This is a genomic window from Roseococcus sp. (genome assembly GCF_965227005.1).
Taxonomy (GTDB): Bacteria; Pseudomonadota; Alphaproteobacteria; order Acetobacterales; family Acetobacteraceae; genus Roseococcus.
This window is the reverse complement of record NZ_CBDDFJ010000003.1, coordinates 122,596-144,426: the sequence shown is the minus strand read 5'-3', so window position 1 is coordinate 144,426 and position 21,831 is coordinate 122,596. Positions and strand designations below refer to the sequence as shown.

The window sequence follows — 21,831 nt, the reverse complement described above, 5'->3', positions numbered from 1 at the left end:
GGAGGCTTACCGCGGGAGCGTCACCCCGGCCGTGATGAGGGCCGCGCGGGGGCCTCGGCCCGCCGCGCGATCCTTTACCGGTCTCAGTAGGTCAGCATCACGAAGCAGTTGCTGGTCTGCGGCGCGGCGGCGTCGGGGAAACAGCCGCTCGTGAAATCGGCCATCACGCCGGAGCGGCCATGGCTGGAAATGACGGTCATGGCGCGGTCGATGTCGGGCGTGTTGGCGGTGGTCAGGACGCGGCGCATGTCCGTGAGGAAGGCCGGCTCGGCGGTGTCGGCGGCGTTGTAGCGGATCGTGGTCAGGGTCCGGTACTGAGAGATGCGCGCATCCTTGGTGCCCAGGCGAATGGTGCAGTTGCGGGTGCCTTCAGGCTGGGCCGGCTGGCAGCTTCCCTGCTTGGGCAGCGCCTCCATCATGGCCCGGCGCGCCGCGGGATCGATGCTGCTGCCGCCGGGAAGGGTCGCGCAGGCGGTCGCGAGGAAGAGAGCGGGAAGGACGAACAGGCGCTTGAGCATCGATGCCTCCAGAGGGCGGTAAGTTTCAACGGAGCTTAGAGGAAAAAGGATGGCCAGAGGAGGGCAAGGGCCAATGGCGCGGTATTCGGGCGCGACCGGAACGAGACGGCGCGAAAAGGCGACGGATCCGATGTGACCCGCCAGCCCAATCGGAGGTGCCCTCAGGCCGCCTTGGATGCCGTCCGCGCGGCGAGCTTCTCTTCCTCGGTCCAGATCTTGCGCTCGCGCTTTTCCTGCGGCGGCTTGATCTGCTTGACCGCCCCGCCGCCCAGCACGGGCGGGCGCAGGGTCGAGTTCCGCGCCGCTTCGGAATGCCACGGGTGATCGGCCTGCACGGTCAGGGCGCGCCCGATGTCCCGCTCCACCTCCCGCAGCCAGGCCCGCTGCTCGGCGTCGCAGAGCGTGATGGCGAAGCCGCTGCGTCCCGCGCGGCCGGTGCGGCCGATGCGGTGGACATAGCTCTCCGGCAGGCTCGGCAGGTCATGGTTGAAGACATGCGTGACGGTATCGACGTCGATGCCGCGCGCGGCGATATCCGTCGCCACCAGGACCTGCACGGTCCCCGCGCGGAAGGCGTCCAGCGCGCGCTCCCTCTGGCCCTGGGACTTGTTGCCGTGCAGGGCCTCCGCGGTGATGCCCGCCTCGGTGATGAAGGCGCAGACGTCGTTGGCGATGTTCTTCTGCAGGGTGAAGACCACGGCCTGGCCGATCCCCGGCGTCCCCAGCAGCGCCAGCAGCGCCGCCTTCTTGTCGGCCGCGTCGACGAACATGACCGACTGCTCGATCCGATCGACGGTGGTCGAGGGCGGGGCGATCTCGACCTTTGCGGGGTCGCGCAGCAGGCTCTCGGCCAGGGAGGCGATGGATTTCGGCATCGTCGCCGAGAACAGCAGCGTGTGCCGATCCTTCGGCAGCGTCGCGACGATGCGCTCGATCGGCTTGGCGAAGCCCATGTCGAGCATCTGGTCCGCCTCATCCAGCACCAGGGCTTCGAGCTGCGACAGGTCGCAGAGGCCCTGCTCGATCAGGTCCAGCAGCCGCCCCGGCGCGGCCACGATGATGTCGACGCCGGCCTTGAGCGCATTGACCTGATGGAACTGGCTGACGCCGCCGAAGATCGTCGTCACGCTCGGTTGCAGATGGCGTCCGAAGCTCTCGAAGCCGGCGGCGATCTGGGAGACCAGTTCGCGCGTGGGCGCCAGGACCAGGACGCGGGCGCCGCCCTCGGGCGCCGGGCGGGGAACCGCGGCGAGGCGATGCAGCAGCGGCAGCGCGAAGGCGGCGGTCTTGCCCGTGCCGGTCTGGGCCATGCCCAGCAGGTCGCGGCCCTCCAGCAGCATGGGGATCGACTGGGCCTGGATCGGGGTGGGCGTGGAATAACCTTCCTCGGCCAAGGCGCGCAGGAGGGGTGGCGCGAGGGAGAGGTCGGCGAAGGTCATGGACATGGTTAAAGCGGCGCCTCCGGCGCTCGATCAGGCTGTGCCGCCTTAGGCTTCGCGGGTTCGGAAAAAGCGGGGCTTTACGGGCGATGCTGCACTGCGTCAACGCGGAGGGCTGGGCCAGTCATCGCCGTGGAGAGCCGGCATGCCGTTGCCGCGTTCCGGTCTGCGACGCGGGAGCGGACGATCGCTCAACCCGGAGCCGTGCGCGGCCCATGACGGTCGCGGGCTGGCCGGAATGAAAAATCCTGCAGGGGTGAAATTGGCTGAAATGGCGGAAAGGGTGAGACTGGTTATCAATGGTCTCTGCGCACCCATCGGGCAGCTCCTTGTGCAGGGGCAGCCCGACAGATGGCGATGGATCACTTCGGCCCGTTGACCTCACGCGCGGAGCGTATCGGCGGTGAGGGGAACCCAAAATCCTCCGTGTCGCCCAACCAGGACAACCTCCGCTGCGCGTTCTCAGCGCAAATCTCTACGTCAACCGAAATGCAGTAAAGCGCATTTACCAACGCCTGCATGGCGTCCTCACCGCCAAATCGCCCCTTTCGGTTCGTCAGAGGGCCTGTAATCTCATAAGCGCAGAACCAGGACCTGCCCTCCGGCGCAAGCTTCGGACGGCCAATCCTGATATGGAATTGTGGCTTGCCATCAACCTCCATGATCCTGGAGGCGATGACGTCGGTGAGGTCGTCATTGGGGATGCTGGGCATCTGAGTTATCTCCCGATTACAAGCGGCGGGATGTAAGCACCGCGACCACATTGCGCGTAACGTTCCATGGCGCTGGCCCAGCACGACCGCCTTGATCCTGACTGCCTCAAGCCATCGCAGACCAGCTGATCACGCACAAGCTGCGCGTCGCAGGCAGCACTTCTTCGGTAAGCGATGGCGATAGAGCTACCGGCGTCTTCCCTCTCCTCTCCTGGGGGATCACTACGCGTATGGGCTGAGACGGTCACGGATTTGCCGTCTACGGTTCTGACGTAGCTCCGCACATGCACGAGGCTGCCTTCGCTCCCGACGATCGAAGGCATCGATGCGCCGCTTGGGCTTGCGTCATTACCCCGCAGAGGTCTTCCGGTGAGGGTCGAGAGGCGTTGCGCATTTCCCATTCGGTCTGGAATTGCAGCAGATGAAAGCCCACCCATGAGAGGTCTCCGTGTCCGAAGAGACATCCTGCACCATTATAGGAAAATAATCAAGAACAAAACAGGAACTTAGTGGCATCGCCTGCGAAAACCTCCCCCTACGCTTTCCGCATAGAGGCAAGTGACGGCCGCTCGTACCAATAACCCTACCGGCTGGCGCGGCCGAGGGCCGTCGCCATGAACGAAAATCGCCGTATGGAGCCAATGAGCGGAGTGAATTCCATTACCTAGGTTTCGCTCACCTTCGCTTGGGGACGAGGGGCTGCGCGAACCGGAGCGAAAAACGGCGAAGCGGAGCGAAATTCTGATAAATGGCGGACAGGGTGGGATTCGAACCCACGATAGGCTTTTGACCTATACGCACTTTCCAGGCGCGCGCCATCGACCACTCGGCCACCTATCCAGCGCGGCGTCTCCATAGGGGCACTCATTGCCCGCGGCAAGCGCCCCGGCCGAAAATTCCGCAGCGACGGGTTCGCTGGACGCCGCCGGCCCGGGGCGCGAAGATCGCGGGCACCTTCGGCGGCCGGTAACCTTCCGGCCCGCCACAACGTAAGGGGAGCGATGTCCGGCCCGCGTCGATCCAGGCAGCCCCTCGGGGCGTGCCCTCCGATCGTCCTGCGCCGCGACGGGGCAAATATGGATTCGCGATGTCGCCGAATTGCCTTCCCTTCTCCGGCCTGGTTCCCCTCAGCGTGAGCGGGGCGGAGGAGCGCACGGCGCGCGACGCCCGCTGGGCCGGTCTCATGCAGGCCGCCCAGGCCGGCGATTCGCGGGCCTATGAGGCGCTGCTGCGCGAATGCCTTCCCCTCCTGCGCGCCATCTGCCGCCAGCGCCTGCGCGAGCCGGCCGAGGTGGAGGACGCCGTGCAGGACACGCTCCTCACCCTCCATCGCGTGCGCCACACCTACGACCCCGCGCGCCCCTTCCGCCCCTGGATCGCCGCCATCGCCGACCGCCGCGCGCTCGACCGCCTGCGCGGCCTGGCGCGCCGCCGCGGCCGGGAGGCGGATCTCGAGGCGGCCGAGCATGTCGGCGTGAATGGCGATGCCGAGGCGCGCCTGCTCTCGGCCGATCTGCGCGGCGCGCTGAAGGGCCTGCCCGAATCGCAGCGCACGGCCCTGCAGCTCACCAAGATCGAGGCGCTCTCCCTCGCCGAGGCCGCCGAGCGTTCGCGCATGTCGATCGGCGCGCTGAAGGTCGCGACCCACCGCGCCGTGCAGTCGCTGCGCCGCAAGCTGGGGGGCGAGGCATGAGCGAGCCGACCGAGGACCTCGTCTGCCGGCTGGCCTGCGGGCTGCGGCCGGTGCACCGGCTGCCCTCGCCGCTGGTCCTGCTGGGCCTGTGGAGCGGCTTCTGCGTCGGCGTGATCCTGCTGGCGCTGTGGATGCTGGGCATGCGCCACGACCTGCTGAACGATCCCATGGGCCGTGTGGACGTGTTCCACATCGTCACCGCCGGGCTGGTGGCGCTGCTCTCGGGCTTCGCGGCCTTCCAGCTCGCCTTGCCCGATCGTGACCGCCGCTGGGGCCTGCTGCCGCTGCCGGCCGTGGCCGCCTGGTTCGCGGCGATGGGGATGGGCTGCGTCTCGGACGTCGAGCGCCTGGGCTGGGCCGGGCTGGATCTGGGCGTGAGCCTGCCCTGCCTCGCCTTCATCATCGGGCTCGGCCTGCCGATGGGGCTGGGGATCATGTGGCTGACCCGCCATGCGGCCCTGCTGCGACCGGTGCCGGTGGCGGCGCTCGGCGGCCTGTCGGCGGCGGCCTTCGCGAGCATCGGCCTGACCCTGGTGCACGAGCTGAACATGACCATCATGGTGCTGGTCTGGCACGGCATCGCCATGACGACGGTCACGGCGGTGGTCGCCCTGGTGGGGCCGCATCTGATGTTGCGGGCCGGCGGAGGGGATTCCTCGCGAGCCGGCTGAGGGCATTGGCGTTTGCCTGGCGGCGCGGCATCGTGGCCGCAATCACCAAACAGGAAACGCCATGGCCCGCTTCACCGAGCTCACCCCCGCCACCATGAATCCGCGCCAGCGCGAGGTCGGGGAGAATATCGGCTCCGGCGCGCGCTCGGGCATCAAGGGCCCGTTCCCGGCCTGGCTGCACAGCCCGGAGATGGCGGATGCCATGCAGCGCGCCGGCCGCTTCATGCGCTGGGACAGCAGCTTTCCCGCGCGCCTCTCCGAGCTCGCGATCATCATCACGGCCAAGGCCTATAACGCCCGCTACGAGTGGTTCGCCCATCTGCCGCTGGCGCTGAAGGGCGGGCTTGCCCCCGCCATCGCCGAGGCGGTGCGCCTCGGCCAGGAGCCCCAGGGCATGGCCGAGGACGAGGCCGCGGTCCACCGCTTCTGCACCGAGCTGCATCGCGACAAGGACGTGAGCGACGCCGCTTTCGACAAGGCCAAGGCCCTCTTCGGCGAAAAGGGCGCGGCCGAGCTGCTGGGGATCTGCGGCTATTACGTCGCGGTCGGTCTCACGCTGAACGTGGCGCGGGTGCCGCTGCCGGAGGGCACGCCCGATCCTTTCGGGTGAGAGCTTGGCCTAGCGCCGGCTGAGGATCTCGTTCCCCGCCATCCCGGCCGCGGCCGAGACCCGCCTCAGCCTGGGCAGGCTGCCCAGGCGCCGCAGCACCTCCTGCGGCGGGACGGTGAAGTTGGGCCCGGACAGCACGGCCAGGGCCCGCGCCTCGCTGCCCGCGCGCAGGGCCTGCGAGGCCTGGCGCAGCAGGGTCTCCACATCCGCGTTGGACGCCGTGAGCGAGATGCCCAGCGCGTTGCGCATCTCGGCCACGGCCGCCTGGAGCTCCTGGATGGTGGCCGGATTGACCCGGAAGGACCAGATCGGGTCGTCGCGCAGGCTTCGGGCCAGGAATTCGAGTTGCGCCGCCGCGATGGCTGCCCCCGCGGGATCGCCGTCCCAGCGGGAGGTGTCGCCCAGCATCCGGGTGGCGTTCAGGCCCGCGCCCCGCACCGGATCGCCGATTCCCCAGATGTAACTCTGGGCGGGATCTTCCGCGCAGGCCGCGGCAAGGAGGGGGAGGGAGAGGAGGGCGCGGCGTTTCATGGCGTCATTCTGTCACGTCGCATCTTGCCCGTCAGCACGCACGCTGTCACACACCCCCACGGGATGAATGATACTGCTAACCCGTTCTCGCCGCCTGGCCTCCTTCCGGCCGGGCTCATGGATCTGCTCCCGCCCGAGGCGGAGCAGGAGGCCGCGCTTGTCGAAGCGCTGATGGAAGGCTTTGCCCGCTACGGCTACGAACGCGTGAAGCCGCCTCTGCTGGAGTTCGAGGAAGGCCTTCTGGCCGGATCGGGCGCCGCGGTGGCCGAGCAGACCTTCCGGCTGATGGACCCCGTCAGCCAGCGCATGATGGGCCTGCGCGCCGACACCACCCCCCAGGTCGCCCGGATCGCGGCGACGCGCCTGGGCCTCCAGCCCCGCCCCCTGCGGCTCTGCTATTCCGGCCAGGTGCTGCGGGTGCGCGGCTCCGAGCTCGCGCCCTCCCGCCAGCTGCCCCAGTCCGGCATCGAACTGATCGGCGGCGCGGCGCCGGAGGCCGATGCCGAGGTCGCCTTGGTTGCGGCCGAGGCGCTGGCCCGCGTCGGCGTCACCGGCATCACGCTCGACGTCACCCTGCCGCGCATGGCCCATACGCTCCTCCACGCCGCGGGGATCGGCGCCGCGCTGACCGACCGGCTGGTGCACGCGCTGGACCGCAAGGACGCCGCCGCCGTCGCTTCCCTGACGGAGGGCGCGGGGCCGATTGCGGCCCTGCTGCCCCGCCTCCTCGCGGCGGCGGGACCGGCGGCCCAGGCCATCGCGGTGCTGCGCGAGGCCGATCTGCCCGAGGCCGCCCGCGCCATCGCCGAGAACGCCGCCAGCGTCATCGAGGCCATCGCCGCCCGCGCGCCGGGCCTTCGCATCACGCTGGACCCGGTGGAGTTCCGCGGATTCCAGTATCACGTGGGCGTCGCCTTCACGATCTTCGGGCCCGGCCAGGTCGGCGAGCTGGCCCGTGGCGGGCGCTACCTCTCGGTCAATGACGAGCCGGCCACCGGCATGACCCTCTATCCCGACGCGGTCCTGCGGGCGGCCCCACCGGCCCCCTCGCGTCCGCGCTGCTTCCTGCCCATGGGCACGCCCGCCGCCGCCGGCGCGGCGCTGCGCGACCAGGGGTATTCCACCGTGGCCGCCCTCTCGGCCACGGACCAGGCCGGCGCTTTGCGCTGCACGCATTCCTGGGACGGCCAGAGCGCCGTCTCGATCAAGAAAGGTTCCGTCTGATGGCCAATGTCGCCGTGATCGGCGCCCAATGGGGCGATGAAGGCAAGGGCAAGGTGGTGGACTGGCTCGCGAGCCGGGCCGACATCGTCGTGCGCTTCCAGGGTGGGCATAATGCGGGCCACACGCTCGTCGTGGGCGACACGACCTACAAGCTGTCGCTGCTGCCCTCGGGCGTGGTGCGCGGCAAGCTGGGCATCATCGGCAACGGCGTCGTGCTCGACCCCGACGCGCTGCTCTCCGAGATCGAGAAGGTGCGCAAGCAGGGGCTGGACGTCGGCCCGCACAATCTGCGCGTGGCCGACAACGTGCCGCTCATCCTGCCGCTGCACCCGGCGCTGGACCGCGCGCGCGAGTCCGCCCGCGGCGAGGACAAGATCGGCACGACCGGCCGCGGCATCGGCCCGGCCTATGAGGACAAGGTGGGCCGCCGCGCAATCCGTCTCTGCGACCTCGCCGAGCCGGAGACGCTGAGCGCCAAGCTCGACGAGCTGCTGCTGCACCACAACTCGCTGCTGCGCGGCCTCGGCTCGCCGGAATTCGAGAAGCAGGCGCTGCTGGACGGGCTGCTGGCCCTCGCGCCCAAGCTGCTGCCCTATGCCGAGCCCGTCTGGGAGCGGCTGGACCAGGCCCGCAAGGACGGCAAGCGCGTGCTCTTCGAGGGCGCGCAGGCGGTCATGCTCGACGTCGACCACGGCACCTATCCCTATGTGACCAGCAGCAACACGGTCGCCGGCAATGCGGCGGCGGGCGCGGGCGTGGGGCCGGATGCGATCGGCCTCGTGCTCGGTATCGCCAAGGCCTATGCCACGCGCGTCGGCTCCGGGCCCTTCCCGAGCGAGCTCTTCGACGAGACGGGCCGGCAGCTTGGCGAGCGTGGCCGCGAGTTCGGCACGGTCACGGGCCGTCCGCGCCGCTGCGGCTGGTTCGACGCGGCGATGGTGCGCCAGGCCGTGAAGATCGGCGGCGTGAACGGGCTGGTGCTGACCAAGCTCGACGTGCTGGACGGGCTCAAGGAGCTGAAGATCTGCGTGGGCTACCGCGTGGACGGCGCCGTGCTGAAGCATCTGCCGGCCGCGATGAAGGCCCAGGCCAAGGCCGAGCCCATCTACGAGGTGATGGACGGCTGGTCGGATTCGACGCGCGGCGCGCGCAGCTATGCCGAGCTGCCGGCCCAGGCGGTGAAGTATGTGCGCCGCATCGAGGAACTGGTGGAAGCGCCGGTGATGATGCTCAGCACCTCGCCGGATCGCGACGACACCATCGCGCTCAAGGACCCCTTCGCGGGCTGATTCGCCCGGCCTGGGTTCGGGGAGGAAAGAATGTCGTTGCCGCGCAGGGCCATGCTGGCCCTACCGATGATGGCCACGCCGGCGCTGGCGCAATCGCGCGCCGTTCGGCTGGTCATTCCCTATCCGCCGGGCGGCGGCGCCGACCTGCTGGCCCGTGCCATCGCCGAGCAGATGACCGCGAACGGCCGGACGACGGTCGTGGAGAATCGGGCCGGCGCCTCCGGGGCCGTGGGCTCGCTTGCCGTGGCCCGATCCGCACCGGATGGGACCACGCTGCTGCAGGCCGATGGCTCTCCCATGTCCATCCTGCTCGAGGCCGGCCGCACCGCCTACAAGGCCGAGGATTTCGTGCCGGTGATGCGGATCGCGACCTCGCCTTTCGCACTCTCGACCCGTCCGGACGGCCCCTTGCAGACGCTGCAGCAGGTGGTCGCGGCGGCGCGCGAGGCGCCCGGCCGCCTCACCTATGCGACGCCCGGAGCCATGAGCTTCGCCCACATCGTGGCCGAGCGCTTCGCCGCGAGCGCCGGCATCGAGCTGCTGCACGTGCCTTTCCAGGGCACCGGACCCGCAACCGCCGCCGTCCTGAGCGGCCAGGTGGATCTGATCCCCGTGCCGCCCGCGCAGGTGCTCAGCCAGGGCAGCGGGGCGATCTTCCGCCCGATCGCCATCACCACCGAAGCACGGCATCCCCTGCTGCCGGAGACGCCGACCTTCCGTGAGGCCGGGACGGACCTCGTCTTCCTGGGCTGGCGTGGGATCTTCCTGCCGGCGGGAGCCTCGGCCGAGACCGTCCAGGCGACGGAGCGGCTGCTCCGGGACGCCATGGCCGGACCTGTCGTCCGGGCCGCCGTGCAGCGCATGGGCGAGACCGAGGCGCTGTTGGGCCCGGCGGAGTTCGCGACCTTCTGGGCGGAGGACCGCGCGGGCATCCGCGCCATCCTCCCCCGCCTGCCGCGCGAATAGGCCGCTCAGGCCTCGGCGAGCAGCGCGCCGACGTCCAGCCGGCGCGTGTACATCGTCATCTTGCCCTGCTCGTCCACCGGCCATTCCTCGCGGGGGCGGTCGCGGTAGAGCTCCACGCCGTTGCCGTCGGGATCGCGCAAGTAGAGCGCCTCGCTCACCCCGTGGTCGGACGCGCCTTCCAGCGCCACGCCCGCATCGCGCAGGCGCTTCAGCACGCCGGCCAGCGAGGCGCGGTCGGGGTAGAGGATTGCGACGTGGAACAGCCCGGTATGCCCCTCGGGCGGCGGCGTTCCGCCCAGGCTTTCCCAGGTGTTGAGCGCGATGTGATGGTGGTAGCCGCCGGCCGAGAGGAAGGCGACGCTCGGCCCCTGGATCATCACGTCCAGGCCCAGAAGGCCGTGCCAGAAGGCCAAAGCGCGGGGGATATCGGCCACCTTGAGGTGGACATGGCCGATGCGGGTCTCGGCCGGGGCTCGGTAGGCGGGGAGGTTCGTGTCCATGCCGGAAACATGCCATCGCGGCCCGTTGCAAGGCCAATCACCTTTGGAAATGACCGCGATCAGCGGCGGTTGGTCACCAGCCAGAGACCGGCGAAGACCAGCGCTGCGGCCGGCAAGGTGAGCGGGCCCATGCGCTCGCTGAAGATGATCGCGCCCCAGATCACCCCCATGATGGTGACGATATAGCCCGACTGGCTGGTGACCACGCTGCCGGCCGTCACCAGCAGGCGGAAGTAGAGCATATAGGCGACGGCGGTCATCACGGCCTGCAGGGGGATCAGCGCGTCGCCCCTGGTCTCGGCGTCGCCGGGGATGTGGAACTGCCCCATCGCCACGCCCAGCACGGCCATGAAGAGCGCGGCGGCGACGAGGGTTCCCGCCGCCGCGGCCACCGGCTGGGTGTCGCGCGGCGCCCATTGGACGCCGATCAGGTTCGAGGCCGCGTAGCAGGCCGGGCAGAGCGCGGCGAAGAGCGCCCAGCCGATCAGCGCGGGATCGGGCAGGGCGGCCCCCGGCGCCATAGCCAGGGCCACGCCCGCGAAGCCCAGCGCGGTGCCGAGGACGCTGCGGGTGTTCAGCCGTTCCTGGCCCAGCAGGGCCGCGCCGATCACCGTCAGCATGGGCACCAGCGGCATGAGCAGCGCGAAGAAGCCGGCCGGGATGTGCTTCAGCGAGGTATAGGCGACGAGATTGGCCATGGCGAAACCGGCGAAGCCCGCGCCCGCATAATAGCGCAGATGGATCCGGCTCACCGGGATGGCGATCCCTCGCGCCCGGCAGATCAGCCCCAGCAGCGTGGCCGAGCCCAGCGCCGCCCAGAAGCCGAAGCCCAGGCCGGGGACGCCCGCGGCCATGGCCGTTTTCGCGAGGGAGGGGGTGAGGCCCCAGATGCCGCCCAGGACCAGGAGACTCGGCAGGGTCCGGGCGATGTTCATTGCCGGCAGTCGGGCCGGACAGGCCCGCGCTGTCAACCGGGCTGGAGTCAGGGGGGTTAAATCCGGGGCGGCTTGAACCCGGAGGCGGCAATCCGACATGTTGGGGAATGCTGCTCCCCGATTCCGAGACCATCGAGCTCAGGCGCGACCCGCTCCTGCCGCCCGAGCCATGCCAGGTGGTCTGGAAGCGCTCGGCCCGGGCGCGGCGCGTCTCGCTGCGCATCGACCCGCTGGAAGGCGCGGTGGTGGTGACGCTGCCCAACCGCGTCGCCCGCCGCCACGGCCTGGCGCTGCTGTCGGAGCATGCGGGCTGGGTGATGCAGCGCCTGGCCGCGCTCGCGCCCGAGCGCCCCTTCGAGGCCGGCGCGTCGGTGCCCGTCGGCGGGACGGACCATGTGATCCGGCACGACCCCACGCGGCGCGGTGCGGCCTTCCTGGAGGAGGGCGCGATCGTCGTGACCGGCGATCCCGCCTTCGTCGCCCGCCGCGTGAGGGATTTTCTCCGGGCGGAAGCGTTGCGGCGGATCGGCCTCGCGGCGAAACCCCATGCCGAGGCGCTGGGCGTGGCGCCGCGCGCCATCCGCCTGAAGGACACGCGCAGCCGGTGGGGCAGCTGCGCGCCGGACCGCACGCTGGCCTTCTCGTGGCGCCTCGTCCTCGCGCCGGGCTGGGTGCTCGACTACGTGGTCGCGCATGAGGTCGCGCATCTGCGCGAGATGAATCATTCGGCCCGCTTCTGGGCGCATGTGGAAGCCCGCACGCCCCATCGCCATGCGGCCACCGAGTGGTTGCGTCGGCATGGACCTGCCTTGCAAAGGGTGGGCTGAGGGCGGGAGACGCCGCCACCTTGGCCGTCCCCGATAAGATGCTGCGACGCGGCAACGAAACGTTTGGAAAAGCGTTATAAAATCCGAGATATCGCGCGGCGGACGGCTTATCGTTTGTCCTTGACTCGCTTCGGCGCGAATGTCTTTCCTCGGTGCTTAATCTCCTGGATGGGAGGGTGAAATGAACATGGAACTCTCACGTCGTGGCCTGCTGAAGGTCGCTGGCGTGGGTGTTGCGGCGACATCGGTTTCGGCGATGGGCTTTGGCGAAGCGGAGGCGGCCGTCGCCTCCAACGTCCGGTCCTTCAAGCTCGTGAACACCACCGAGACGCGCAACACCTGTACTTACTGCTCGGTCGCCTGCGGCGTGATCCTGTATTCGCGCGGCGACGTCCGTAAGGGCGAGCGCGCCGAGCTGCTGCATGTCGAAGGCGACGCGGATCACCCCACGAACCTCGGCACGCTCTGCCCCAAGGGTGCGGCGCTGAAGGACTTCGTGAAGTCCGAGACGCGCCTCAGCTACCCGATGCTCCGCCGCCCCGGTTCGGACCGCTTCGAGCGGATCAGCTGGGACGTGGCGCTGGACCGCATCGCGCGCCTGATGAAGGACGATCGCGACGCGAACTTCATCGCCCGCAACCAGGCCGGGACCACGGTGAACCGCTGGACCACCACCGGCATGCTCGCGGCCTCGGCCACCACCAACGAGACGGCCTGGACGACCTTCAAGGTCGCCAAGACGCTCGGCATTGTAGGATTCGATAACCAGGCGCGCGTCTGACACGGCCCCACGGTGTCCAGTTTGGGCCCGACATTTGGCCGTGGAGCGATGACCAACTCCTGGACCGACATTCGCAACACCGATCTCGTCGTCGTCATGGGCGGCAATGCGGCGGAAGCGCACCCTTGCGGCTTCAAATGGGTCACGGAGGCGAAAGCCCACCGCGGCGCGAAGCTCATCGTCGTCGATCCGCGCTTCACCCGCACGGCGTCGGTCGCGGATTTCTACGCGCCCATCCGCCAGGGCACGGACATCGCCTTCCTGCTGGGGGTGATCAACTACTGCATCCAGAACGACCGCGTGCAGTGGGAGTACGCCAAGGCCTTCACCAACGCGTCCTTCATCATCAAGGAAGGCTTCAGCTACGCGGACGGCCTCTTCTCGGGCTATGACGAGGAGAAGCGCGAATACGACCGTTCGAGCTGGACCTATGTCATGGGCGAGGACGGCTTCGCGGAAGTGGACCCGACGCTGCAGCACCCGCGCTGCGTCTGGAACCTGCTGAAGCAGCACGTCGCGATCTATACGCCCGAGATGGTGCAGCGCATCTGCGGCACGCCCCAGGAGAAGTTCCTGCGCGTGGCCCAGATGATCTCCGAATGCTCGTCGCCGACGAAGACCATGACGTCGATGTACGCGCTCGGCTGGACGCAGCATTCGCACGGCTCGCAGAACATCCGCACCATGGCGATGCTCCAGCTCATCCTGGGCAATATCGGCGTGCGCGGCGGCGGCATGAACGCGCTGCGCGGGCATTCCAACATCCAGGGCCTCACCGATCTCGGCCTGATGTCGCACCTGCTCACGGGCTATCTGAACATGCCCGTGGAATCGGAGGTCGACTACGCGACCTATATGCGGACGAAGCAGTTCAAGCCGCTGCGTCCCGGGCAGACCAGCTACTGGCAGAACTATCCGAAGTTCATGGTGAGCTTCCAGAAGGCCATGTGGGGCGACAAGGCCCAGCGTGAGAACGACTGGTGCTACGACTACATCCCCAAGCTCGACGTGCCGTCCTACGACATCCTGCGCATGTTCGAGCTGATGGGGCAGGGGCGGGTCAACGGCTATATCTGCCAGGGCTTCAACCCGCTGCTGGCCTTCCCCGATCGCGGCAAGTGCACGGCCTCGCTCTCGAAGCTCAAATTCCTCGTCACGATGGACCCGCTCGAGACGGAGACCGCCCGCTTCTGGGAGAACCACGGCGAGTTCAACAACGTGAACCCGGCGAATATCCAGACCGAGGTGATCCAGCTTCCCACCTCCTGCTTCGCGGAAGATGAGGGCTCGCTCACAAATTCGGGCCGGTGGCTGCAATGGTTCTGGCCGGCGGCGACCCCGCCCGGCGAGGCCAGGAAGGACATCTGGATCATGTCGCAGATCTTCCTGCGCATGCGCGAGCTCTACCGCAAGGAAGGGGGCGCCTTCCCGGACGCGATCCTCAACCTGTCCTGGGACTATCACGACCCCAACGAGCCCGAGGCCGAGGAACTGGCGAAGGAGATCAACGGGCGCGCGCTCGTCGACCTCATGGACCCGGCCGATCCGACCAAGGTGCTGGTGCCGGCCGGCAAGCAGGTGGTGAACTTCTCCCAGCTGCGCGACGACGGCTCCACCATGTGCGGCTGCTGGATCTATTCGGGCTGCTTCAACGAGGCGGGCAACAACATGGCCCGCCGCGGGACCGAAGATCCCGACGGGACGGGCGCCTATCTCAACTGGACCTTCGCCTGGCCGCTCAACCGGCGCACGCTCTACAACCGTGCCTCGGCCGACCTGCAGGGCAAGCCGTGGGATCCGTCGCGCAAGCTGCTGGAATGGGACGGTGCGAAATGGACGGGCTACGACGTCCCGGACATCGCGCCGACCGCGCGTCCCGATCAGGTCATGCCCTTCATCATGACCGCGGAAGGCTCGGCGCGTCTCTTCGCGCCGGGGACGCTGATGCGCGACGGGCCTTTCCCCGCGCATATGGAGCCCTTCGAATCGCCGGTGCCCAACGTCCTCAACCCGAGGATGCGCGGCAATCCCGTGGCGCGCATCTTCCAGAGCGACGTCGCGCGCTTCGGCAATTCGGACGAGTTCCCCTTCGCGGCCACGACCTACCGGCTCACGGAGCACTTCCACTACTGGACGAAGCACAACAGGGTGAATGCCGCCCTGCAACCCGAGTTCTTCGTGGAGATCTCCTATGAGCTCGCGGCCATGCGCGGCATCACGGCCGGGGGTTGGGTGCGGGTCTGGTCCAAGCGCGGCTCGGTGAAGGCCAAGGCCGTGGTGACGCGCCGCATCCGGCCGCTGGAATGCGATGGCGGCCGCGTGGTCCATGTGGTCGGCATCCCCATCCACTGGGGCTTCACGGGCGTCGCGAAGAAGGGCCACAGCGCGAACACGCTCACGCCCTTCGTCGGTGACGCCAATATCGAGACGCCAGGCTTCAAGGCGTTCCTCGTCAACATCGAGCCGACGACGCCGCCAGGAGTTGTGTCATGAGCGGGACCATGGCCGAACAGCCACGCACGGCGGTGAGCAACCCGCCCGTGCGGGCGCTTGCCGCGAATTTCGGCGAGCAGGATCTGCTGCGCCGATCCGCGACCCGGAGCGTGCCGGCGCCCACGCGCCAGCTCACGCCGGTCGCGAAGCTGATCGACGTGTCCAAGTGCATCGGATGCAAGGCCTGCCAGTCGGCCTGCATTGAGTGGAACGACACGAACCCGGCCATCGGCGAGAATGTGGGGGTCTACGAAAACCCCCACGATCTCACCGAGGAAATGTTCACCCTGATGCGCTTCTCGGAGTGGGTGAATCCGGAGACCGACAATCTCGAATGGCTCATCCGCAAGGATGGCTGCATGCATTGCGCCGATCCGGGCTGCCTCAAGGCCTGCCCGGCGCCCGGCGCGATCGTGCAATACACCAACGGCATCGTGGACTTCATCCACGAGAACTGCATCGGCTGCGGCTATTGCGTGAAGGGCTGCCCCTTCAACATTCCCCGCATCTCGCAGACCGATCACCGCGCCTATAAGTGCACCCTCTGCTCCGATCGCGTGGCCGTCGGCCAGGGCCCGGCCTGCGCCAAGGCCTGCCCGACCCAGGCGATCGTCTTCGGCACCAAGGAGGACATGAAGAAGCACGCGGCGGACCGCATCACCGACCTGAAGTCCCGCGGCTTCGCCAATGCCGGACTCTACGATCCGCCGGGCGTGGGCGGCACGCATGTGATGTACGTGCTGCACCATGCCGACAAGCCGCACATCTACTCGGACCTGCCGGACAACCCGCGCATCTCGCCGCTCGTCGAGACGTGGAAGGGCATGACGAAGTATGTCGGCCTGGCCGTCATGGGCTTCGCGGCGGTGGGCAGCATCGTGCACGGCATCTTCGGCCGGGCGAATCGCGTCGCCCGCGAGGACGAGGAGAATGCCGAGAAGCTGGTCGAGGGCCGGCCGGTTCCTCCGCCGGCACCCGAGGAGCGGATCGGATGAGCACGACCACGCCTGATGGCAGTGCCCAGCCTGGCGATGCCGTCCATCCCGGCCCGCCGGTCACGGTGAACCGCTACGGGCCGTTGCAGCGGCTCAACCATTGGGTCACGGCGGCGTGCCTGATCCTGCTGCTGCTCTCGGGCCTCGCCTTGTTCACGCCGGAGCTCTTCTTCCTGACCGGCCTCTTCGGCGGGGGACAAAACACGCGCAACTTCCACCCCTGGATCGGCGTGGTGCTGTTTTTCAGCTTCTTCATCTTCTTCTTCCAGCTGTGGAAGGCGAACCTGCCGGAGCGGACGGATTGGGTCTGGGTGAAGCGGATCAAGGACGTCGTCGGCGGCCACGAGGAGCGTCTGCCCGAGCTCGGCAAATACAATGCGGGCCAGAAGTTCATCTTCTGGGGCATGACCGGGCTGATCCTGGTGCTGATCGCCAGCGGCATCCTGATCTGGGATCAGTATTTCGCCGGATACTCGCCGATCACGGTTCGCCGCGTCGCGGTGCTGGTGCATGCCATCGCGGCCGTGCTGATCATCTGCATCTTCATCCTGCACGTCTACGCCGCCATTTGGACACGCGGCACGCTGCGGGCGATGACGCGGGGCACGGTCACGGGCGGCTGGGCCTGGCGCCATCACCGGAAATGGCTGCGGCAGCTCGCGCTTCGCCGTAAGGTGGACCCGGCGGAGTAGCCGGGTTTCAGTTTGTGGCCGGTTCGGCCCACAGAGGTTTCATGTCCGGTATGTCCGATCTCCAGCCCGATCCCTCGATGATCGGGCGCATCGTCAAGCCACCCTTCGCGATCCTGCCCGATCCGGCGGCGGCGTTCACGCAGCGCGCCGCCCGTTTCGCGGAACTCGCGGAGAGCGGCGAACTCGCGCCCTATCTGCGCTTCCTTTCGGGGCTTTGCACGGTCCAGGCGGAGCTGTCCGCGAGCCTGCCGCCGCCCGCGCCCCTCCCGCCCGAGCAGGTGGAGCGCGCGCGGGCCGGCGCCATGCCGCCGCTCGACCGCAAGCTGCTGGAGAAGGCGCCCGAGCTACGCGACACCATCGCGCGCTTCCTCGAAGCCGTGTCGGCGCTGGACATGCCGCCAGCGGCCGTCGAGGGCCTGGTCGCGCTGCGCGTCGCGTCGCCCGAAGGCCTCGACGAGATGATCGGCAATGTTCTCGCCGACGCTTTTCCCTTCGACGCGCTGCCGCAGCACCTGTTCCTCTCGGCCGCGGTGCAGGTCCATGCCTCGCGCCTGGCCGCGACGCTGGAGGCCGAGCGCCTGGTCGCGGTCCAGGTCGGGCTTTGCCCCGTCTGCGGCGGGCCGCCAGCCGGCTCCATCGTCTCGGGGCGGCTCGGCACCGAGAATTCGCGCTATGCCTGCTGCGCCTTCTGCGCGACGCAGTGGAACGAGGTCCGCATCAAATGCCTGGCCTGCGGCTCCACTAAGGGCATCGGCTATAAATCGGCCGAGGGCGAGGAGAATGCGGTCATCAAGGCCGAGACCTGCGACAGCTGCCGCAGCTGGGTGAAGGTCCTCTACCAGAACCGCAATCCCTCGCTGGAATGCATCGCCGACGACGTGGGCAGCCTCGGCCTCGACCTGCTGATGCAGCAGACGGAGTATCGGCGCGCGGGCTTCGATCCCTTCCTGATCGGCTACTGACCATGGCGGACAGGCCGGATCTGCGGGGACTGCCTTCGGTGGACCGGGTGCTCGCCGTGTCCGAGACCGCCCTCGCGCGCCACGGTCGCGCCGAGGTGACGGCCGCGATCCGCGCGGTGCTGGCCGAGGCGCGGAGTGCCGACGAGCCGCGCCTGCCGACGGCCGAGGCGGTGGCCGCCACCGTCACCGAGCGGCTCGCGGCGCGGGCGCGTTCCAACCTGCGCCCGCTCTTCAACCTGACGGGCACGGTGCTGCACACCAATCTCGGCCGCGCTGTCCTGGCCGAGGCCGCGATCGAGGCCGCCACCGCCGCCATGCGCGACGCCGTGGCGCTGGAATTCGAGCTCGACAGCGGCAAGCGCGGCGAGCGCGACGACCATCTGCGCGGCCTGCTGTGCGAGCTGACCGGCGCGGAGGATGCGACGGTCGTCAACAACAACGCCGCCGCCGTGCTCATCGCGTTGAACACGCTGGGCGCTGGGCGGGAGGCCATCGTCTCGCGCGGCGAGCTGATCGAGATCGGCGGCGCCTTCCGCATGCCCGACATCATGGCGCGGGCGGGTGTCACGCTGGTCGAGATCGGCACCACCAACCGCACCCATCCCAAGGACTACAAGGGCGCGATCACGGCCGAGACGGGCCTCGTCCTCAAGGTCCACACCTCCAATTACCGCATCGAGGGCTTCACGGCGGAGGTGGGTGGCGCGGCGCTCGCCGCCATCGCGCGCGAGGCGCGCGTGCCGCTGCTGAACGACCTCGGCTCGGGCACGCTGGTCGATCTCTCGCGCTGGGGCCTGGCCCGCGAGCCCACCGTGCGCGAGGCGGTGGCCGAGGGCGCGGATCTCGTCACCTTCTCGGGCGACAAGCTGCTGGGCGGACCGCAGGCCGGCTTCATCGTCGGCCGCCGCGACCTCATCGCCGCCATCAACCGCAATCCGATGAAGCGCGCGCTGCGCGTGGACAAGCTGCGCCTTGCCGCCCTGGAGGCGACGCTCCGGCTCTATCGCGATCCCGACCGTCTCGCCGAGCGCCTGCCCACGCTGCGGATGCTGGCGCGCACCGCCGCGGAGATCGGCGCGCAGGCGCAGCGCCTGGCGCCGCTGGTGGCCCCGCTGATGCCGGCGGGCATCGCCGTCGAGACCTGCGCCTGCCGCAGCCAGATCGGTTCCGGCGCTCTGCCGCTCGACACCCTGGCCAGCCACGGCCTGCGCCTCGTCGCCCTGCGCGGGCGCGATCTGGAGGCGCTGGCCGGCGCCTTGCGCGCGCTCTCGCGCCCCGTCATCGGCCGCGTGCAGGACGGCGCGCTGGTGCTGGACCTGCGCTGCCTCTCCGACGAGGCGGGCTTCGTGGAATCGCTCCATGGCCTGGCTTGATCGCCTGCGCGGCGCGCCGGCCTCGCTACCGCCCGATCCGATGGAAGAGGCCATGGCCGTCTTCCGCGCCGGCGACTACGCGGCGGCGCTGGAGCTGTGGGAGCCGCTCGCCCGCGCCGGGAATGCGCGCGCGCAGTCCAATATCGGCGGCTGCTTCGCCGAGGGCCTCGGCGTGCCGGCCAATCCGCGCATCGCGGAGAAATGGCTCAACCTCGCGGCCGAGGCCGGCTACGCGCCCGGCCAGCGCAACCTCGCCACGCTCTATCTGCGCGGCGGCGAGGGCGTGGAGGCCGATCCCGCCCGTGCCGCGACCCTCTACCGTGCCGCCGCCGAGCAGGGCGACGCGCTCGCCCAGGACATGTTCAGCTGGATGCTGCTGGAGGGCGAAGTCATGCCCGCCGACCCCGAGGAGGCGCGTCGTTGGGCGGAGCTCGCCGCCGAGGCCGGCATCGCGCCCTCGATGACGCGGATGGGCATGCTCTACCACCACGCGCTCGGCGTGCCGCGCGACGTGGCGCGCGCCGCCGAATGGTGGCGGCGCGGCGCGGAGCTCGGCGATGCGGACGGCCAGGCGATGCTGGGCGCGGCGCTGCACATGGGCGCGGGCGTGGAACGCGATCCGGTCGCGGCGCTCGCCTGGCTTCTGCGGGCGCAGTCGGGCGGCAGCAAGCTGGCGCGGCCCTTCCTGGGGCCCGTGCGCGCCTCGCTGGACGATGCGGGCCTCGAGGAGGCCGAGCGCCGCGCGGGACTTCCGCTCCAATGATCGTCGGCACGGCGGGCCATATCGACCACGGCAAGACCTCGCTGGTGAAGGCGCTGACCGGCGTCGACACCGACCGTCTCAAGGAGGAGAAGGCGCGCGGCATCACCGTCGATCTCGGCTTCGCCTATCTGCCGCAGGGCAATGGCGACCGCGTGATCGGCTTCGTGGATGTCCCCGGCCACGAGCGCTTCGTGCACACCATGCTCGCGGGCGCGAGCGGTATCGATTTCGCGCTGCTGGTCGTCGCCGCCGATGACGGGGTGATGCCGCAGACGCGCGAGCACCTCGCCATCCTCGACCTGCTGGGCATCCGCCGCGGCCTCGTCGCGCTCAGCAAGGCCGACCTCGCCGACGCCGGGCGCATCGCCGAGGTGACGGCCGAGCTGCATGAACTCCTCGCCGATACCGCGCTGGCCGAGGCGCCGGTGCTGCCCGTCTCGACCCAGACGGGGCAGGGGATGGAGGCGCTGAAGGCGGCACTCGCCTATGCCGAGGCCGCGACGGCCGAACCCGGCGCGGAGGGCGCCTTCCGCCTCGCCGTGGATCGCAGCTTCACCCTCTCCGGCGCGGGCACGGTGGTGACCGGCACGGTGCTCTCGGGCGCGGTCGCCGTGGGCGACCAGCTGGTGGTCAGCCCCTCGGGACTGGCGGCGCGGGTGCGCTCCATCCACGCGCAGAACCGCGCGGCCGAGCGCGGGCTGACGGGGCAGCGCTGCGCGCTGAACATCGCCGGGCGCGACATCTCCAAGGAGGCGGTGTCGCGCGGCGACATGGTGCTCGCGCCCGCGTTGCATGCGCCCACGGACCGGATCGACGCCAGCTTCCGCGCGCTCGCCGGCGAGCCCCGGGCGCTGGGCACCTGGTTTCCCGCGCGGCTGCATCACGGCAGCACCGAGGTCGGCGCGCGACTGGTCCCACTGGGCGACCCGATCGAGCCCGGGGGCGGCGGGCTGGTGCAGCTCGTGCTCGACCGGCCCATCGCGGCGGCGGTAGGCGACCGCTTCATCCTGCGCGACGTCTCGGCGCAGCGCACCATCGGCGGCGGGCGCTTCCTCGATCTGCGCGCGCCCGCGCGCAAGCGCCGCGCGCCCGAGCGCATCGCCCAGCTGGAGGCGCTGTCCGAGCGCGATCCGGCGCGCGCCTTCGCCCGCCTGCTGGAGATCGCGCCCTTCCAGGTCGAGCTGAACGCCTTCGCGCGCGACCACGCCATCGACGCGGCGGGACTGGCTTCGGGGGCCGTGGTCATCGAGGCGGAGGGCGCGCGCCTCGCGCTGTCGCAGGAGGGTTGGGCTGCCTTCCGGGCGAACCTGCTGGGCGAGCTCGCCCGCCATCACGAGGAAAATCCCGACCAGCAGGGGATCGGGCGCGAGCGGTTGCGCCTGCTGGTCCAGCCGCGCCTGCCGGCCCCCGCCTTCAAGGCCGCTTTGGATCGCCAGGCCAAGTCCGGCGAGCTGGTTCTGGAGGGCGCGTTCCTGCGCCTGCCCGGCCACGAGGTCCGCCTCGATCCGGCCGATGAGGAGCTCTTCACGCGTATCCTCCCGCTGCTCGGCGGCGAGGCGCGCTTCCGCCCGCCGCGCGTGCGCGACCTCGCCGGGCTGCTCGGCGTCGCGGAAGCGGAGGTGCGGCGGCTGCTCAAGGCCTGCGCGCGGCTCGGGCGGGTGGACCAGATCGCGCACGATCACTTTTTCGCGCGCGCCACCACGGTCGAGATGGTGGCCCTGGCCATCGACGTCGCCGCCCTTGCCGAGGGCGGCGACTTCATCGCGGCGTCCTTCCGCGACCGCATGGACAACGGCCGCAAGGTCGCGATCCAGATCCTGGATTTCCTGGACCGCCATGGTGTTACCTTGCGCCGC

The 21,831-nt window shown here is 69.6% G+C and carries 19 protein-coding genes, 1 tRNA gene and 1 pseudogene; 14 read left to right on the top strand and 7 right to left on the bottom strand.

Going from position 1 to position 21,831, the window contains the following annotated elements; all coding sequences use genetic code 11:
- Nucleotides 1–83: 83 nt before the first annotated feature.
- The 4 genes from ACO057_RS00905 to ACO057_RS00890 form a co-directional block, all read right to left on the bottom strand.
- Nucleotides 84–518: a hypothetical protein gene (locus ACO057_RS00905; protein ID WP_421988466.1), complete on the bottom strand. Its 435-nt coding sequence runs from the start codon at nt 516–518 to the stop codon at nt 84–86.
- A gap of 161 nt (nt 519–679) precedes the next feature.
- Nucleotides 680–1,963: a DEAD/DEAH box helicase gene (locus tag ACO057_RS00900; protein WP_421988465.1), complete on the bottom strand. Its 1,284-nt coding sequence runs from the start codon at nt 1,961–1,963 to the stop codon at nt 680–682.
- A gap of 356 nt (nt 1,964–2,319) precedes the next feature.
- On the bottom strand, nt 2,320–2,670 hold the full coding sequence (locus ACO057_RS00895) for a DUF6968 family protein (protein WP_421988464.1): 351 nt from the start codon (nt 2,668–2,670) through the stop codon (nt 2,320–2,322).
- A gap of 749 nt (nt 2,671–3,419) precedes the next feature.
- Nucleotides 3,420–3,510: transfer RNA gene (locus ACO057_RS00890), tRNA-Ser, on the bottom strand.
- Between the two features lie 247 nt (nt 3,511–3,757).
- Between ACO057_RS00890 and ACO057_RS00885 the strand changes: the two genes are divergently transcribed.
- The 3 genes from ACO057_RS00885 (at nt 3,758) to ACO057_RS00875 (ending at nt 5,644) form a co-directional block, all read left to right on the top strand.
- Nucleotides 3,758–4,363, top strand: coding sequence for a sigma-70 family RNA polymerase sigma factor (locus ACO057_RS00885; protein WP_421988463.1), 606 nt, complete (start codon nt 3,758–3,760; stop codon nt 4,361–4,363).
- Nucleotides 4,360–5,034, top strand: coding sequence for an NrsF family protein (locus tag ACO057_RS00880; protein ID WP_421988462.1), 675 nt, complete (start codon nt 4,360–4,362; stop codon nt 5,032–5,034). Before ACO057_RS00885 ends, ACO057_RS00880 begins: the two co-directional genes overlap by 4 nt.
- A gap of 61 nt (nt 5,035–5,095) precedes the next feature.
- Nucleotides 5,096–5,644 (top strand): carboxymuconolactone decarboxylase family protein, encoded by a 549-nt coding sequence (locus ACO057_RS00875; protein WP_421988461.1) that lies wholly within the window; start codon nt 5,096–5,098, stop codon nt 5,642–5,644.
- 9 nt (nt 5,645–5,653) lie between these two features.
- Here the strand turns inward: ACO057_RS00875 and ACO057_RS00870 are convergent, their stop codons facing one another.
- Nucleotides 5,654–6,175 (bottom strand): hypothetical protein, encoded by a 522-nt coding sequence (locus ACO057_RS00870; RefSeq protein WP_421988460.1) that lies wholly within the window; start codon nt 6,173–6,175, stop codon nt 5,654–5,656.
- Nucleotides 6,176–6,292: 117 nt separating this feature from the next.
- On the opposite strand from ACO057_RS00870, the gene ACO057_RS00865 reads away from it, so the two are divergent.
- Genes ACO057_RS00865 through ACO057_RS00855 form a run of 3 tightly spaced genes read left to right on the top strand, consistent with a single transcriptional unit; the run spans nt 6,293 to nt 9,654 of the window.
- Nucleotides 6,293–7,399 (top strand): ATP phosphoribosyltransferase regulatory subunit, encoded by a 1,107-nt coding sequence (locus ACO057_RS00865; protein ID WP_421988459.1) that lies wholly within the window; start codon nt 6,293–6,295, stop codon nt 7,397–7,399.
- Nucleotides 7,399–8,688, top strand: coding sequence for an adenylosuccinate synthase (locus ACO057_RS00860; protein WP_421988458.1), 1,290 nt, complete (start codon nt 7,399–7,401; stop codon nt 8,686–8,688). Before ACO057_RS00865 ends, ACO057_RS00860 begins: the two co-directional genes overlap by 1 nt.
- A 30-nt stretch (nt 8,689–8,718) precedes the next feature.
- Nucleotides 8,719–9,654, top strand: a complete 936-nt coding sequence (locus ACO057_RS00855; protein ID WP_421988457.1) for a tripartite tricarboxylate transporter substrate binding protein — start codon at nt 8,719–8,721, stop codon at nt 9,652–9,654.
- 5 nt (nt 9,655–9,659) lie between these two features.
- On the opposite strand, the gene ACO057_RS00850 is transcribed toward ACO057_RS00855, so the two are convergent.
- Both ACO057_RS00850 and ACO057_RS00845 read right to left on the bottom strand, forming a co-directional pair.
- Entirely contained in the window at nt 9,660–10,154 is a 495-nt protein-coding gene (locus ACO057_RS00850; RefSeq protein ID WP_421988456.1) for a VOC family protein, read from the bottom strand.
- A 59-nt stretch (nt 10,155–10,213) separates the two neighbouring features.
- Complete coding sequence (locus ACO057_RS00845) at nt 10,214–11,089, bottom strand: DMT family transporter (protein ID WP_421988455.1); 876 nt, start codon at nt 11,087–11,089, stop codon at nt 10,214–10,216.
- 107 nt (nt 11,090–11,196) lie between these two features.
- On the opposite strand from ACO057_RS00845, the gene ACO057_RS00840 reads away from it, so the two are divergent.
- From ACO057_RS00840 to selB, 8 genes and pseudogenes are all read left to right on the top strand, one after another.
- Nucleotides 11,197–11,916: a M48 family metallopeptidase gene (locus ACO057_RS00840; RefSeq protein WP_421988454.1), complete on the top strand. Its 720-nt coding sequence runs from the start codon at nt 11,197–11,199 to the stop codon at nt 11,914–11,916.
- A gap of 181 nt (nt 11,917–12,097) precedes the next feature.
- Nucleotides 12,098–15,190: a formate dehydrogenase-N subunit alpha gene (fdnG, locus tag ACO057_RS00835; protein ID WP_421988453.1), complete on the top strand. Its 3,093-nt coding sequence runs from the start codon at nt 12,098–12,100 to the stop codon at nt 15,188–15,190.
- On the top strand, nt 15,187–16,185 hold the full coding sequence (gene fdxH / locus ACO057_RS00830; protein WP_421988452.1) for a formate dehydrogenase subunit beta: 999 nt from the start codon (nt 15,187–15,189) through the stop codon (nt 16,183–16,185). Before fdnG ends, fdxH begins: the two co-directional genes overlap by 4 nt.
- Nucleotides 16,182–16,877: a formate dehydrogenase subunit gamma gene (locus ACO057_RS00825; RefSeq protein ID WP_421988451.1), complete on the top strand. Its 696-nt coding sequence runs from the start codon at nt 16,182–16,184 to the stop codon at nt 16,875–16,877. The genes fdxH and ACO057_RS00825 overlap by 4 nt, the downstream gene beginning before the upstream one ends.
- Before the next feature lie 41 nt (nt 16,878–16,918).
- The gene (fdhE, locus tag ACO057_RS00820; protein ID WP_421988450.1) at nt 16,919–17,839 is read left to right on the top strand and encodes a formate dehydrogenase accessory protein FdhE; all 921 of its coding nucleotides are present in this window, start codon (nt 16,919–16,921) and stop codon (nt 17,837–17,839) included.
- A 2-nt stretch (nt 17,840–17,841) separates the two neighbouring features.
- Nucleotides 17,842–19,212: an L-seryl-tRNA(Sec) selenium transferase gene (gene selA / locus ACO057_RS00815; RefSeq protein ID WP_421988449.1), complete on the top strand. Its 1,371-nt coding sequence runs from the start codon at nt 17,842–17,844 to the stop codon at nt 19,210–19,212.
- Nucleotides 19,199–19,975: a tetratricopeptide repeat protein gene (locus ACO057_RS00810; RefSeq protein ID WP_421988448.1), complete on the top strand. Its 777-nt coding sequence runs from the start codon at nt 19,199–19,201 to the stop codon at nt 19,973–19,975. The genes selA and ACO057_RS00810 overlap by 14 nt, the downstream gene beginning before the upstream one ends.
- Nucleotides 19,972–21,786, top strand: a pseudogene (selB, locus tag ACO057_RS00805) (selenocysteine-specific translation elongation factor); the annotation flags it as partial. The gene ACO057_RS00810 and the pseudogene selB, both read left to right, overlap by 4 nt.
- Nucleotides 21,787–21,831: the final 45 nt, after the last annotated feature.

Coding starts and splice junctions, on each gene's coding strand:
- ACO057_RS00865 (WP_421988459.1), top strand. CDS start 6,293: ATGGATCTGCTCCCGCCCGAGGCGGAGCAGGAGGCCGCGCTTGTCGAA.
- ACO057_RS00860 (WP_421988458.1), top strand. CDS start 7,399: ATGGCCAATGTCGCCGTGATCGGCGCCCAATGGGGCGATGAAGGCAAG.
- fdhE (WP_421988450.1), top strand. CDS start 16,919: ATGTCCGGTATGTCCGATCTCCAGCCCGATCCCTCGATGATCGGGCGC.
- ACO057_RS00840 (WP_421988454.1), top strand. CDS start 11,197: ATGCTGCTCCCCGATTCCGAGACCATCGAGCTCAGGCGCGACCCGCTC.
- ACO057_RS00905 (WP_421988466.1), bottom strand. CDS start 518: ATGCTCAAGCGCCTGTTCGTCCTTCCCGCTCTCTTCCTCGCGACCGCC.
- ACO057_RS00900 (WP_421988465.1), bottom strand. CDS start 1,963: ATGTCCATGACCTTCGCCGACCTCTCCCTCGCGCCACCCCTCCTGCGC.
- ACO057_RS00850 (WP_421988456.1), bottom strand. CDS start 10,154: ATGGACACGAACCTCCCCGCCTACCGAGCCCCGGCCGAGACCCGCATC.
- ACO057_RS00875 (WP_421988461.1), top strand. CDS start 5,096: ATGGCCCGCTTCACCGAGCTCACCCCCGCCACCATGAATCCGCGCCAG.
- ACO057_RS00870 (WP_421988460.1), bottom strand. CDS start 6,175: ATGAAACGCCGCGCCCTCCTCTCCCTCCCCCTCCTTGCCGCGGCCTGC.
- ACO057_RS00855 (WP_421988457.1), top strand. CDS start 8,719: ATGTCGTTGCCGCGCAGGGCCATGCTGGCCCTACCGATGATGGCCACG.
- ACO057_RS00825 (WP_421988451.1), top strand. CDS start 16,182: ATGAGCACGACCACGCCTGATGGCAGTGCCCAGCCTGGCGATGCCGTC.
- ACO057_RS00895 (WP_421988464.1), bottom strand. CDS start 2,670: ATGCCCAGCATCCCCAATGACGACCTCACCGACGTCATCGCCTCCAGG.
- ACO057_RS00845 (WP_421988455.1), bottom strand. CDS start 11,089: ATGAACATCGCCCGGACCCTGCCGAGTCTCCTGGTCCTGGGCGGCATC.
- ACO057_RS00885 (WP_421988463.1), top strand. CDS start 3,758: ATGTCGCCGAATTGCCTTCCCTTCTCCGGCCTGGTTCCCCTCAGCGTG.
- ACO057_RS00810 (WP_421988448.1), top strand. CDS start 19,199: ATGGCCTGGCTTGATCGCCTGCGCGGCGCGCCGGCCTCGCTACCGCCC.
- fdxH (WP_421988452.1), top strand. CDS start 15,187: ATGAGCGGGACCATGGCCGAACAGCCACGCACGGCGGTGAGCAACCCG.
- selA (WP_421988449.1), top strand. CDS start 17,842: ATGGCGGACAGGCCGGATCTGCGGGGACTGCCTTCGGTGGACCGGGTG.
- ACO057_RS00880 (WP_421988462.1), top strand. CDS start 4,360: ATGAGCGAGCCGACCGAGGACCTCGTCTGCCGGCTGGCCTGCGGGCTG.